We start from the raw sequence: 13,513 nt of genomic DNA, 5'->3' as shown, positions 1-13,513 counted from the left end.
ACCGGCACTCAATCATTTTTGCCTTTAAGCGGACGATTCCGGCGTCAGGAGCGCGGGCCCTTCTTGCCCTCTATAAAGATGAGGGTGAGAACGGCTCCGACGGCGAGGACCACGGCGGCGAACCCGAGCCCCTCCTGGAGTCCCGTAACGAACGATTCCCTCACGTGAGAGAAAACCGTATTCAGCTTATCGGGCCCGAGCTCGCTTACGAGCTTTTCCCTGCTCCCGCTGCCCAGGATGAAATCGAGAAGGTCGGACTTCTGCGGGCCCGTGAGGGCAAATCCGAGCTCGGTGAGCCTGACGGCAATGTCCTTCCTGACCGCGTCGGTGAATATGGTCGTTATTATGGCGAGCCCGAGCGCCCCGCCCGCAAGCTCGAACATATAGATTATGCCGCCCGCGAGGCTAGCCCTCGCCTCGTCGACGGCCCCGACCGCGGCGGTCGTAATCGACGGTATGGAAAAACCGACGCCGATCCCGAAAAGCACCAGCCCCGGGACCATACCCGCATACGAGCCCCCGAACCCGAACAGCAGTATCAGGACGGTGCCGACGCAGAGGAGCGCCATCCCTGTAAAGATAGACAGCCTGGGGCCGAGCCGGTTATAAACCGTCCCCGACACCGGCGCGGTGAGCGCGAACGTAAGGAGCATGGGAACGAGCGCGGCCCCCGAATCCACGGGTGTGTACCCGTAAAATTTTTCGAGGTACTGCGGGATGAACAGCAGAATCGAGAAAAACGCCGGAACGGCCAGCGGCATCATGGCCCCCGTTACCATGAACCTCCTGTTGTTCATGACGTCCTCCGGGATGAGCGCGTCCGCCGTCCTTCTCTCGTAGAGGATAAAGACCACGAGGAATACCGCGAAGGAAACCAGGAGCGCGAGCGTCTTGCCCGAAGTCCAGCCCCAGGACGTCGACTGGTTTACGGCGTAGAGCAGCGATACCAGCGACAACGAAACGGTTACGATGCCGACGTAATCTATCTTCCCGCCGGACTCGCCGGCGCCCTTTTCCTTCACGACGAAATAGGTGATAAGGCCCGCGATCAGCGCGAAGGGTATATTGAAGAAAAGGACGGCCCGCCAGGAAAAGAGCTCGGTAAGAAAACCCCCGAGGAGCGGTCCGGCCGCGTTCCCGACGCCGGCCGCGCCCAGTATCAATCCCACGGCAAGCCCCTTCTGCGTATCCGGCACGGACGAATACACGATGCCGAGTATCGCGGGCCACAGGAGCGCCGCTCCCGCGCCCTGCACTACCCTCGCCGATATCAGCATCCCCGAATCGTGGGCCAGTGCGCCGACGAGGGATGCCGCGCCGAATACCACTATACCGGCGAAAAAGATCTTCCTCCGGCCGAACATGTCGGCCAGCCTCCCGCACGTAACCATGAGCACGGCCCAGGCGAGCACATATCCGTTCACGACCCATTCGACAGTGCCTATGGTAGTTTGAAAATCCTTTTCGACCGATGGGAGGGCGACGTTTATGGCGGCTATATCGACCGCGATTACCATAACGCCGATACCCATCGCTATGAAAGTGAGTATAAGCTTGCCGGTCATTCCATCCTCCTCGGAGCGCCTGATACCCGGTACGGGGAAAGTTCGATTGACATCCCGGCATCAATCATTTATCAACTTAAAATACCACACGGGGAGGGAAATATCATGAAAGTTATACTCACACTGGCAGCCGTGCTGTTCCTGTTTTTATCGGTCCCGTCTTTCGCCGAAGTGAAAGGAGAGACGGTCGAATACACGTCGGGCGGAACCACCTTCAAGGGCTACCTCGCTTACGACGACAGCATAAAGGGCAAGCGTCCCGGAGTGCTCGTCGTCCATGAATGGTGGGGGCTCAACGACTACGCGAAGAAGCGGGCCGACATGCTCGCCGGGCTCGGCTACACGGCGCTCGCCCTCGACATGTTCGGCAACGGCAAGACGGCGGACCATCCCTCGGACGCACAGAAATTTACGTCCGAGACGTTGAGCAACATGGCCGTGGCCGAGGCAAGGTTCAACGCCGCCCTCGAATTCCTTAAGAAGCAGCCCGCGGTCGACCCGGACGAGATAGCGGCCATAGGATACTGCTTCGGCGGCGGGATAGTCCTCCACATGGCCCGTACGGGGGCCGACCTCGACGGCGTGGCCAGCTTCCACGGGAGCCTCGGCACGCAGCAAAAGGCCGCACCGGGGGCTATAAAGGCGAAAATACTGGTGATGACCGGCGGCGCCGACACCTACATCCCGGCGGAGCAGATAGAGGAATTCAGGAAGGAGATGGACGCGGCCGGCGCAGACTACGAGGTCATCGTCTACCCGGGAGCGACCCACAGCTTCACCAACCCCGAGGCCGACGAGCTCGGGAAGAAGTTCGATCTCCCCATAACCTATAACGCCGAGGCCGACAAGCAATCCTGGGCGGAAATGGAGGAATTCCTGAAGGAAGTTTTTAATCGGGAATAGAACGGCGACTGATTTCGGAGCGCCGTCCGACCGGGCTTTGCAAAGCACTTCCGGCCGTGACTACAGGTCGAGCGATACCTGCACCCCGGCCACGAGCGCATCCGGAATCTCCCCCGTCCCGCCCGGGTTTATGATCCACTGCACGTCCGGCTGAAGGGCGAGCCAGGGGTAGAGCTGATATGCGTAAGTCCATTCGAGAGCGATTTCAAAGTCCTGCCCTTCGATGTCCCGGCTCAGTATACCGTAAGCAGCGCCGAAAGCGGCGACGTCGTTATCCCTGCCGGGAATCAGCCCTTCGTAGAGCATCCCGCCTGAAAGGAAATAGGGGAAGGTGTTTATCTCCTCGTCCGGCGCGAGCGTACCTCCCGCCCACAGAGTAAGCCCCTGGCCGCCGTCCATCGACTCCCTGTACACCATCTGCTCGGCGAAGGCGTAAAAACCGTAATTTCCGGTCTCCGTTTTTCCGTCTTCGGCAATATCGTTGAATTTACCCGTATCGTAATATACGCCGGCCTTGTACGCGTCCCCCGACTCCTCGCCGCCGGGCGTAAACCCTGCCTCGGCTATAAGTATGGCCCCGTCACCAAAGCTGAAATCGATATGCCCGTCGAACCTGGGATTCTTCGTGGTGCCCGGGCTTGCATTGTAGACACCTCCTGCTATGTAAAAAGTCTCGACGGGTCTTATATCAACCCGTATCCCGAGCGCGGCATACGGATTACTGAGGAAAGCGGGAATGTTATAGGCGAGGCTTACCGGGCCGGGATCGAACGCGTCATTCACGTAAACACCCATGGCATCCGTGATCGCGAAATCGTCTCCTGCTCCCATTCGTCCGACCGCTATAACGAGCTTCTCGTTCCAAAAGCTCGTTTGCAGAAAAAACTGATAGAGGCCGGCGGAATTACCGTTGAAATCTCCGGCCACGGTGAAATAATTGTCGAGCGCGCGGGCGCTGAGGCTCCATCCCGAAGCCCAGAACCCGGATACAATCAGATTAGTCCGCTTAATGCCGAATATCTTTTCGAGGTCGAAGTCGAGGTAAAGATTGAGGAGCCCCGCGTAATCAACTTTCTTCCTGAAACCGCCTGCCGGATTCCCGAGAATATCCGCCGAATATTCGGCCGTCACTGTAAGCCCCCAGTCCTCGAGCCTCTGCCGCGCTCCGCCCCAGTCACCCGTCATGTATTCCCGAGACGATAACACTTCGTCCGCGCGCACCGGCGCGAGCGCCGCGAAAGCGGAAAAGAGCACGAGGATTGTCAGAAGAAAATTCGGCAACTATACCCGTCCGTAAACGTTGGGATAGCAAATTCTACTGCCCTTAAGCGCCGGGTGTAAATATTCCGCGAGTAAAACGGAACGGCGTCGTGCGGTTCAAAAGAGGCCCCGGAACGAATCGCCGAGGTCGTATCCTACGCCGTTCCAGAAAGCGCACGCGGAGGGCGGGGTCTCGGTCGTTATGTCCTCGACGGGCGTCACGAAAGAAAGGCTCCGCGAGCCGGGCTCATATTCGGGCCACGCGCCGCCGGAGTCGAGGTCTTTGGCGAAACCGGTCCAGTAAGAAACCATGAGCCCCGAGAGCCGCTCCTCTTCGGGCGTGAATTCCCATCCCATGTTCCCGGCGGAGTGAAAAACGAAAGCCAGCTCTGCCGTATGGCAGACGTTCTCCCCGCAGGCCGGATATTCCGGCCACGAATTGTGTGAGGGCACGTGGTCGAATACGTACGACCACGTTGCACCGGCGCTTTTTCCGGCCGCGTACAGATTCGCGCAGGCGAATAGATAGTCCGTGAACAATCTCGATATAGTTTCGGTGTTGTCGCGGCCGTCGGGCGGATAGTGCGCGTAAATTTTCTTCCTGAGAGCCGAATCCCGGAAAAAAAAGTCGATTGCGACATGATAATCGAAATCCGAAACCTTTTTCCACCCCAGCGCGGATTTTACGACCTCGACGAATAACAGCCCCTCGTTCCGGTTGGTGCCGAGAATAACCGGCTTCGTCAGCCTGCCGTCCTCTATCGCCCTTATCGGCTGCTGCACGACGACGTCGCCGTCGACGACCGGCGACCACGCGAGGAAATCCCTTATGCCGTGGAAGAGCGCGGGGAGCGCCATATCCATCTGCATCTGCGCCGCGAGGACGGCCTCCGCCGGCTGCGCCCTCATGCATGCGAGGTCGTCCGGGCCGCATCCGAGGTTCGAAGCGAACTCCCTCGCCACGGCGCGCGACTGCCTCACGTTCTTGTAGGGGAGCCCGAGCGGGTTACTCTCCATTATGGCCGCCCTGAAGAGGCCCTTCGACCGCGGCGACGACACGAGATGAATGCCGACGCTCATGGCGCCCGCGCTCTCTCCGTATATGGTCACCTTCTCCGGGTCGCCGCCGAAAGATGCGACGTTGTCCCTCACCCACTCGAGAGCGGCTATCTGGTCGAGTATTCCGAAATTGCCGTTCACCGCCTCCCCCGTCTTCGCGTCCTTGACGCCCGAGAGAAACCCGAGCGCCCCCACCCTGTAATTCACGTTGACGACGATCACGTCCCCGTTCCCCGCCGTATAAGCCCCGTCGTATAGAGGCTGCGCATCGTAGCCGTAAACGAACGCCCCGCCGTATATGAACACCATCACGGCCCTCGGGGCGGGCGAAGCTTCCGCCGGGACCCATACGTTGAGATAAAGGCAGTCCTCGCTCTCGGGATAGATCGTCTCACCCGTCTGAGGACAGGCGGGGCCCGTCCTCGTCGCTCTGAGGACGCCTTCCCACGGAGCCCTCGGCGCGGGCGCCCGCCACCTGTTCCGCCCGGCCGTCGATTCGGCAAACGGTATGCCGAGATACGCGTTCACCGCCTTACCGCCGGACGTGCCTATGATGTTCCCGCAGAGAAGGCCGCTCTTCGTCCCGACGTCGGGCGTCGAGCACGGGGGCCTTTCGAAGCCCGATATGTCTACGTATATCGGGGGCGCAGGGGCGGTCTCCGGTTTTACGGCGTCGGTCTCGGGCTTCTTTCCGGCGCAGCCGAATGAAAGCACGGTCAAAAGAAGGGATAGAGTGAAAAGTGAAAGCAATCCCGGCATCGAGATAGACAATACACCAGGGACCCCGGGATGTTAATACGTCTTCAAATGTTAATACGGTTTCAACGCGCGGGCTTTAAAGCTCGTAAAGGGTTTCGTCGATCTCGGGCTTGTCGTCAGACTTTTTCCGGCCCTTTTTTTTCTTTTTGGAATCGAGCTCGAAGGAACCCTCCGACAGAAGCTCCCCCATCTCCGCCTCTATACTGTCCGGGTCCTCTCCCCGCTCCATACGGGCGAGCGCCTCTTCCATCCCCTCCCCCATGGATATGCCGGCTGCGTCTGTGAGCTTCCTCATGAAATCCGCCGCCTGCCTGGGGTCCTCGGCGTCCACGCTTTCGGCGCCGCGTTCGAGCAAGGAGAGAGCGCTCTCGAGCTTGGACGCGTCTATGTCAGGGGCCGTATCCTCACCCTTCCCGCTCTTGCCGAGCGTGGCGAAAGACGAGAACATCCTTTCGAGCTTAACGCGCCTGCACCTGGGGCACTTCGGTATCGTCGTGGTATCGATGGTTCTGGAGTAGAACTTGAAAACGGTATTGCACTTCTTACAGAAGAACTCGTAAATCGGCATCAGCGTTTCCTCTATCCTCTGATTATTATATCCCGGAAAAACGCGAAATCTAAGGGCTCCGCCCTGCGCGGCCAAACGGGTCATTCCGGTTCTCCGGGAGCGCCGCTATCAGGCTCCTTTCCCAAAAGCACGGCCGAGAAATCGCGCCACTTATCGGCCGTTACGGCCCTCCCGTAATCGAACATTTTCACGTGACGACCCGGATTCGCCGGATCTATCACGATCCCCCAGAGGGGCTTCACCCCGTTCGGCAGCAGCGAATGCCTCATGTCTCCGACGACGCATGGATAACCGGGATGAACGGCCAGATAACCGGCCGCGATGAGCCCGCCGACGGGAATAAAAACCAGCGAATGCGTGAACTGCCTGTGGTAGTCGAGGACGAGGAGCGGGTCTTCCGCGAAGAGCGGATGAGTATATCCACGTCGGCCAGCATACCCGACAGAAAACCGGCGAGTGACGCGAGGCGAAGCTCCCTCCGGCTCGAAACGCTCCCGGGCACGACAGCGCCCACAAGCCCCTGGCTTAACGGGTCCATTATGTATCCTTCGCTAAAGTATAAGGATTCCCGGCTAGAGCGTCGTCCAGCCGCCGTCGATTACGAGGTCGGAGCCCGTAACGTACTTCGAATCGTCGCTCGCCAGGTACAAGACGGCGTGCCCAACCTCTACAGGCTCGGCGCGCCTTACGAGCGGTATCATCCCGGCCGCTATCCTGTCGAGCTGCTCCTCGGCGTCGGGCGGGTTCCCCATGAACTCGACGTCCATCTTCGTCTTTATGTAACCCGGGCAGATGGAGTTCACCCGTATGTTTTCCTTCGCGTGGTCGAGCGCCATGCTCCTCGTTATCTGCCTTACAGCCCCCTTCGAGGCGTTGTACGCAACGCAGTTTTCCATGCCCACGATTCCGAGGACCGAAGAGTTGTTTATGATCGAGCCGCCGCCGTGCTTCGCCATAAGCGGAACGGCGTACTTGCTCATGAGAAAGACGCCCTTCACGTTTATATCTATCGTCCTGTCCCAGACGGCCATCGTCGTCGTGACGACTGTCCCGCCTTCGAGTATTCCGGCGTTGTTAAAGAGTATGTCGATGCGCCCGTGCTTTTTATAAAATTCCTCCACCACCCTCTTCGCGTCGGCCTCGGACGAGACGTCCCCCTCGAACGCCGTGATCCCGCCGGGCCCTTCGCCCTCTGCGGCGACGCCGTCCAGCTTCGATTTGGTCCTCCCCATTATTCCGACCCTGGCGCCCTCCTTCGTGAACAAAAGCGCGGTCGCCCTGCCTATCCCCTCGCCTCCGCCGGTTATAAGCGCGGTCTTGCCTTCGAGTCTCATCTCTCCGTCACCTCCTTTCGATATTTCGGGGAAGTCTACTTATTCCGCCATCAGGAAACAATGGCATGGCATATGGGCGCGCGAAGGCCGGTAGGCCACCGTCCCGTCAGATTCCGGGGCCGCACTCGACGCTCTCCGGGCTTAGCGCGTGTCCCTTGTGGAGCTTCTCGTTCGCCGAGCTCAGAGCCGTCCTGACGGCCTCTTCTACGACGGGGTGGTAATAGGGCATGGCAAGCATCTCGGGGACGGTCATCCTCTTCTCCGCCGCCCACGCGAGGAGGTGCCCTACGTGCTCGGCGCGCGGCCCGAACATCTCGGCCCCGAGGAAAACCCCGGTCCCGTACTCCGCATACACGTGAAGTATTCCCTTGTTCTTCCGCATGACCCTGCTTCTGCCCTGCTTTTCGAACGAGACCGTACCCGTAACGAAGCAAAGCCCCTCCGTATTCTTGAGCTCGTTGTAACCGGGGCCCGCTATCGCGATCTCCGGATCGGTGAACACGATGCTGAGCGCTGTCTTTCTCCGCCCGGCTTTGACCTCGGGATAGAGCGCCGCGTTCTCTCCCGCGATCCGCCCCTCGTCCGCGGCCTCGTGGAGCACCGGCGCGTCGTTATCCGCATCCCCTGCAATGAATATGGAGCTCTCGCCGCACCTCATCGTGTAGCGGTCGAAAACCGGGACTCCCCTCTTGTCGAGCTTAAGGCTCGTGTTCTCGAGCCCGATGTCCTTTACGTTCGGCGTCCTCCCCGTGGCGGCGAGGAGATATTCGAATTCCTCCGTCCGCTCGCCTCCGTCGAGGCCGACGTACCGCACCTCGACGCCGCCGTCTTTCCGGGAAACCCCCAAAACCTCGGCGTCCGTATCGACGTAAAACTCGCCGGCGAACGTTTCCGCGGCGTACTTCTTTATCGCCGGATGATTTATCGGCCCGACGAGGCCGTTCTTGCTGAGTATCGCGGTCCGTACGCCGAGACGGTGAAGGGCCTGCCCGAGCTCGAGGCCTATTACGCCCGCGCCGAAGATTACAACGGACGGCGGCAGGTCGTCCCATTCGAAGACGTCGTCGTTCACTATAAGCCTGTCGCCGAGCCCGCTGAACATCGGGAGAATGGACGGGCTCGAGCCGGTGGCTATGACGACAGACTTCGCCTCGACCCTTGTGTGGCCGCCGACATCTAGCGTGTTGTCGTCCAAAAACCGCGCGTGGCCCGCAAGCCTTCTTTCGGGCGGCATCCTTTCTATGGAGTCGAGGACGAAGCCGACGAAGCGGCCCCTTTCGCTCTTCACCCGCTCCATGACCTTCCGCCCGTCGATTCTCGCCTCCCCCCCGGGAAATACCCCGAAGCCGGGGGCTTCCTTGACGGCGTGCGCGGCCTCGGCCGCCGCTACGAGGAGCTTACTCGGCATGCAGCCCACCCTGGCGCACGTCGTCCCGTAGGGTCCGCCCTCGATAAGAAGTGTGTTCCCGGTGCGCTTCGAGGCGCTGCTGTAAGCGACCATGCCCGCCGTCCCCGCTCCGATGATTGCAACGTCGGTTTTGACCAGCTTCATAAATGCGCTCTCCACAGAACAGTTGTCGATTCCGGGGCCGATTCCTCACACGAGGAGCTTCGAGCCCCTCTCCGCGGCCTCATCCTTGGTTTCTTTTTTCGACTTCGGAACGTCCATCCCCCTCGCCACTCCGGGACGCAGTCTCACGTCCCTCATCCACCTTCTCAGGTTCGGAAGGTCCTCGACGCCGACTCCCGCCCAGTTGTGCACCGCAATCCAGGGGTATGTCGCCATGTCGGCGATCGAATAATCCCCGGCAAGATACTCGCTCTCGGCGAGCCTCTTTTCGAGAACCTGGTACAGCCTCTTCGTTTCGCGGTGATAACGGTTTATCGCGTACTCTATCTTCTCCGGCGCATACCTGAAAAAGACGTTCGCCTGCCCCTGCATAGGCCCTATCCCCGCCATCTGGAACATGAGCCACTGTATAACGGTCGAGCGCCCTTTCACGTCAGCCGGCATGAACTGCCCCGTCTTCTCCGCGAGATAAATCAGTATCGCACCCGACTCGAATACGGCGAAATCGTCGTTGTCCTTATCCACAATCGTCGGTATCCTGCCGTTGGGGTTGAGCTTTAGATACCACTCTTCCTTCTGATCGAGATTTTCGAGGTCGAGATGTATGAGGTTATAGGGGAGCCCCGTCTCCTCCAGCATTATCGCAATCTTTCTGCCGTTCGGAGTCCCCGCCGTATAAAAATCTATCATTACATTTTCTCCCGGGAATCCTGGAATTTTAATGCGGCGAATTCCCTTATGGAGATAAGGTTACTCCATCCGGCGGGAACATAAAAACCGTCAGGCGGGGTTTTCGAGGAAAGTCCTTGCTGCGGAGAGCTCTTCGCTCGTGAGGCTGTGCCCCCTGTCGTGCCAGAAGACATCCACCAGCGCACGGGATTGTCTTAACAGCCGCGCAAGCTCCCTCGTGCCTTCCGGATCGACTATCGGATCGTTAGTGCCCGCTGTTATCAGGACATCCGTACCCGTGAGGTCCGGAAGCCGCTCGGGGACGAACGGCACCATCGGGTGAAAGAGAACGGCCTTCGAGAAAATCCCAGGATGCGTGAGTACGAGACTCGCCGCTATATTCGCCCCGTTCGAATACCCGGCGGCCACGAGCCGCTTATCTTCGAGGCCGTATGCGGTCCGCGCCCTCTCTATGAATTTCGCGAGCTCCTCCGTTCTCATGTGAAGGTCTTCGAGGTCGAAAACACCTTCCGCGAAACGCCTGAAGAAACGCGGCATTCCGTTTTCGATCACCTTCCCCCTTGGGCTTACGACGGCGGCGCCCGGCAGTATGATATCGGCCACGGGGAGGAGGCTCTCCTCGTCCCCTCCGGTGCCGTGGAAAATGAAGATCGCCTCTTCGCTTTCGGCGTCGCTCGCCGGTACATATTTATGTATGAAGCCCAAATCTTCCGCCATCTCTCTCCTCTATATCTCCGGCAGCGCCTTTTCGATGTCCTTCCTTCGGGGTTCGAGCCACTCCGGCAGCTTGAGCGACCTTCCGAGCTCGCTCACGTCCTCGTCTATCGCGAAACCGGGCTCGTCCGTCGCGACTTCGAACAGGACTCCCCCCGGCTCCCTGAAATAAATCGACTTGAAATAGTTCCTCTCCATCCGCGGCGTAACGTTATATCCGAGCCCGACGAGCCTTTCCCTCACCTCCATCTGGTCCTCGGAATTCGCGACGCGGAACGCGATGTGATGCACCGAGCCGCCCGCGACGCTCCCCCGCTGCCCCGAGGGAAGGCAGACGAGGTCTATCTTGTTGGCATGCCTGCCGTTCGGATTTTCGAACCTGAACCTGTTGACGTGCTCCGCGACCTTGACGTATCCGAATTCCTCCGTAAGGAGCCTCGCCGTCGCCTCGTACCCTTCGAGCGTGAGCGCGGCGTTGTGAAAACCCCTTATCGCGTGCTCGGCCGGGATCTCGTCGGCAAGCCACGGCTTCCGGTCGTCCTCCTCCGGGCCCGAGACGAGCTCGAGCTTGAGGCCGTCCGGATCGACGAACACCATCACCTCCTCGCCTTGCCTCTCCGACGGGTTATTGTAAATCACCCCGTAGCGGCCGAACCTGTCGAGCCAGAACTTCATGGAGCCCTTCGGGACGGAATACGAGACGGCCGTCACCTGCCCCGTCCCGAGCCTCCCCCGCCTTATCCCCTCCCACGGGAAGAACGTAAGCAGCGTCCCCGGCTCCCCGGTCTCGTTCCCGTAATAAAAATGGTACGTCCCCGGGTCGTCGAAATTGACCGTCTTTTTCACGAGGCGAAGCCCCAGCACCTTCGTATAAAACTCGTGGTTATTCTTCGCGCTCGTCGCTATCGCCGTTATGTGGTGAATCCCAAGTATCTTGCTCGGCATGCTTCGCTCCTTCCAGCATTTTTGAACTAGTCTATGGTCACGAAGACAGACCTTCGCGGCCTGCCGTCGGTCGTCCTCGTCCTGTGCCCCTTTCCTGTTACGTCCTCGACGAAGATTATATCCCCTCCGGAAAACGCCCTCTTCTCCCCGTCGCTCACCTCTATCTCTATATGCCCGTCGAGGAGTATTATGTACTGCCTGTCCGGGGCGCAGTGCCAGTCGTAATCGTATTCCGGGCCGTTCTCCCTGAAGATTATATGGCGGGCTGGGAACCTGTCCGAAAGCCGCCCGAGCTCACCCGCATCCGTGAGCTCTATTTCGAGCTCCCCGAAATGAGACTCCCCTTCTTCGTCCGAATAGACGGTAGTAATTATCATACGCCCCTCCTTCCGGCGCGAATGACCCGTGGAGACAAAGTTCGACGCCCCTTACGAGCTTACTTAATAACGCGAATACTCGGGGTCGAGATATATGTAGAGCCGCTGTATCTTGCCGTCCCTTATCTCGAACACGTCGCACCACTTGCTGTCGCTCCAGGTCTCCCCGCTCTTGAGACTGCCCTTGCTCGACCCCTCGGCCACGACCATGTCGCCCTGGATTATCCAGTTTATGTAAGCGTGGAAGTGTGTGAAGTCCTCGACCAGCGTCCCCAGGTGCGAGAAGAGCTTCTTGTACTCGTCGGCCCCCCTGGCGACGCCCCAGTTCGGGAAATAAACCTCCGCGTCTTCCGCGATAAGATGGTAAAAGTCCCTCTTGTAGTCGAGGCTCTTCAGGTATTCAGCGGCTATCGACTTTCTTTCTTCGTCCGTCATTTTGCTCCCCCCTATGCGTTCGAAACCGTTTTTCAAATACTACTCGATGTATAGTTTATAATCGTGGTATATTATTTCAACCGGGTACATTTTTAATATATAGTTACTATTTGTATACCGAGGTAGACGAATGGAAATAAGGATAAAAGAAACAGCCTGCCCCGTGGGAAGCGCGATAGACGCCTTCGGGGGGAAGTGGAAGCCGGACATCATTTATTACCTCAGGCAGTCCCCGAAGCGCTTCAACGAGCTCAGGAGGCTTATACCGAAGGTCACGCAGAGGATGCTCACACAGCAGCTCCGCGAGTTGGAGAGAGACGGTCTCGTAAACCGGGAGCAGTTCATGGAGATACCGCCGAAGGTTGTCTACTCGCTGTCCGACCTCGGCCTCTCTCTCATCCCCGTATTCGACGTCCTCGAAGAATGGGGCGCCCGCAACGTAAAGAAGATAGAGAGGGCCCGCGCGCGTTACGATTCCTCCCTCAAAGCCCGCGCCTGACGGGAGACGCGCCGCCCTTTGCGCTCCCTAGAACCTTCAGCGTCCAGAGGAAGAGCGGCGACATGTCCTTCAACACCCCGAAGCAGAAATCTACGAACCTCTCTGAATATGCCTCCTCCGGGACCGGGCCTTCGTAGTATACGAAGAGCCCGTTATGCAGAAGGAGCTCCGCGTTCCCGTGCGAGGGGCCGTATCCGGGCGGTATCCGCTTGTAATGCCTGCCCCCGATCTTGTACGAAGGGTTCTCCGAGAAACGCTTCAATATTTTTCCGAGCCCGGCGCCATTTTTCGGATGGACCACCGCATCCCTGTACGCCCTCAAGCTCCCCGGCGGGAAGCGGTACTCCCCCGCGCCGATGAAAATAGAATCCTCGTTCAGATGGACGTAAAAGTTCGGATTGTCGAGCTTCTTCCCCGGCCCCTCCCAGAATAGAATCCCGAGGTGCGTCTTGTAAGGCGTCTTGTCCTCGCTGAACCGGGTGTCGCGCCTCAGCCTGAATATCGATTTATCTATCTCGGGTATGGCTTTCACACCGGGCGAGAGCGTTTTAAGACGCCCGCCGAGCGCGACGACGAAATACCTCGCCGGCGTGAGGACGCATTCCTCGAACACGCCCCTGTTCTCGTCGAACCATTCTTTATTGTTGTTCCCCTTGAGATCCCTGAGGAACCCGAACGCCCCTTTCGAAAAGCCGTGGAATCCGTCGCTCATGAAAATATCCTCTCAGGTTCAGGCGGCTATTTCAAGCGCGGACACGAATTCGGATTCGGCGGCAAGAACCGGGATGCGGCGGAACTCCCCAAACGGTATATTCTTAGAACGTACGAAACCAAT

The 13,513-nt window shown here is 59.0% G+C and carries 15 protein-coding genes and 1 pseudogene; 2 read left to right on the top strand and 14 right to left on the bottom strand.

The features are described from left to right. Nucleotides 1–44: 44 nt before the first annotated feature. The gene (locus PKC29_10585; GenBank protein ID HML95863.1) at nucleotides 45–1,565 is read right to left on the bottom strand and encodes an MFS transporter; all 1,521 of its coding nucleotides are present in this window, start codon (nucleotides 1,563–1,565) and stop codon (nucleotides 45–47) included. 105 nt (nucleotides 1,566–1,670) lie between these two features. Between PKC29_10585 and PKC29_10580 the strand changes: the two genes are divergently transcribed. Then, nucleotides 1,671–2,468: a dienelactone hydrolase family protein gene (locus PKC29_10580; GenBank protein ID HML95862.1), complete on the top strand. Its 798-nt coding sequence runs from the start codon at nucleotides 1,671–1,673 to the stop codon at nucleotides 2,466–2,468. A 60-nt stretch (nucleotides 2,469–2,528) separates the two neighbouring features. Here PKC29_10580 and PKC29_10575 read toward each other — a convergent pair whose 3' ends face one another. The 12 genes and pseudogenes from PKC29_10575 to PKC29_10520 form a co-directional block, all read right to left on the bottom strand. After that, complete coding sequence (locus PKC29_10575) at nucleotides 2,529–3,749, bottom strand: carbohydrate porin (protein HML95861.1); 1,221 nt, start codon at nucleotides 3,747–3,749, stop codon at nucleotides 2,529–2,531. A 96-nt stretch (nucleotides 3,750–3,845) separates the two neighbouring features. Further along, nucleotides 3,846–5,537, bottom strand: a complete 1,692-nt coding sequence (locus tag PKC29_10570; GenBank protein ID HML95860.1) for a carboxylesterase family protein — start codon at nucleotides 5,535–5,537, stop codon at nucleotides 3,846–3,848. Between the two features lie 85 nt (nucleotides 5,538–5,622). Further along, entirely contained in the window at nucleotides 5,623–6,114 is a 492-nt protein-coding gene (locus tag PKC29_10565; protein HML95859.1) for a zinc ribbon domain-containing protein, read from the bottom strand. 80 nt (nucleotides 6,115–6,194) lie between these two features. After that, on the bottom strand, nucleotides 6,195–6,383 hold the full coding sequence (locus PKC29_10560; protein HML95858.1) for a hypothetical protein: 189 nt from the start codon (nucleotides 6,381–6,383) through the stop codon (nucleotides 6,195–6,197). A gap of 24 nt (nucleotides 6,384–6,407) precedes the next feature. Continuing rightward, a pseudogene (locus PKC29_10555) lies at nucleotides 6,408–6,652 on the bottom strand (metal-dependent hydrolase). 34 nt (nucleotides 6,653–6,686) lie between these two features. Beyond that, the gene (locus PKC29_10550) at nucleotides 6,687–7,448 is read right to left on the bottom strand and encodes a glucose 1-dehydrogenase (GenBank protein ID HML95857.1); all 762 of its coding nucleotides are present in this window, start codon (nucleotides 7,446–7,448) and stop codon (nucleotides 6,687–6,689) included. Between the two features lie 106 nt (nucleotides 7,449–7,554). Beyond that, complete coding sequence (locus PKC29_10545; GenBank protein ID HML95856.1) at nucleotides 7,555–9,000, bottom strand: dihydrolipoyl dehydrogenase; 1,446 nt, start codon at nucleotides 8,998–9,000, stop codon at nucleotides 7,555–7,557. A gap of 45 nt (nucleotides 9,001–9,045) precedes the next feature. Continuing rightward, nucleotides 9,046–9,708, bottom strand: coding sequence for a glutathione S-transferase N-terminal domain-containing protein (locus PKC29_10540; protein HML95855.1), 663 nt, complete (start codon nucleotides 9,706–9,708; stop codon nucleotides 9,046–9,048). Nucleotides 9,709–9,798: 90 nt separating this feature from the next. Further along, entirely contained in the window at nucleotides 9,799–10,425 is a 627-nt protein-coding gene (locus PKC29_10535) for an alpha/beta hydrolase (GenBank protein HML95854.1), read from the bottom strand. A gap of 9 nt (nucleotides 10,426–10,434) precedes the next feature. Beyond that, on the bottom strand, nucleotides 10,435–11,367 hold the full coding sequence (locus PKC29_10530; GenBank protein HML95853.1) for a ring-cleaving dioxygenase: 933 nt from the start codon (nucleotides 11,365–11,367) through the stop codon (nucleotides 10,435–10,437). 26 nt (nucleotides 11,368–11,393) lie between these two features. After that, a complete protein-coding gene (locus PKC29_10525) occupies nucleotides 11,394–11,744 on the bottom strand; it encodes a hypothetical protein (protein ID HML95852.1) in 351 nt (116 codons plus the stop codon). A gap of 63 nt (nucleotides 11,745–11,807) precedes the next feature. Beyond that, complete coding sequence (locus PKC29_10520; GenBank protein HML95851.1) at nucleotides 11,808–12,179, bottom strand: nuclear transport factor 2 family protein; 372 nt, start codon at nucleotides 12,177–12,179, stop codon at nucleotides 11,808–11,810. A gap of 130 nt (nucleotides 12,180–12,309) precedes the next feature. Here PKC29_10520 and PKC29_10515 point away from each other — a divergent pair, with 130 nt between their 5' ends. Next, complete coding sequence (locus PKC29_10515) at nucleotides 12,310–12,678, top strand: helix-turn-helix domain-containing protein (GenBank protein ID HML95850.1); 369 nt, start codon at nucleotides 12,310–12,312, stop codon at nucleotides 12,676–12,678. Here PKC29_10515 and PKC29_10510 read toward each other — a convergent pair. Beyond that, the gene (locus PKC29_10510; protein ID HML95849.1) at nucleotides 12,662–13,390 is read right to left on the bottom strand and encodes a DUF2461 domain-containing protein; all 729 of its coding nucleotides are present in this window, start codon (nucleotides 13,388–13,390) and stop codon (nucleotides 12,662–12,664) included. The two genes, PKC29_10515 and PKC29_10510, sit on opposite strands and share 17 nt — an antisense overlap. Nucleotides 13,391–13,513 lie beyond the last annotated feature (123 nt).

It is taken from the genome of Thermodesulfobacteriota bacterium (assembly GCA_035325995.1).
Classification (GTDB): Bacteria; Desulfobacterota_D; UBA1144; order Nemesobacterales; family UBA2774; genus JADLGH01.
This window is presented reverse-complemented; position numbering and strand designations above follow the sequence as displayed.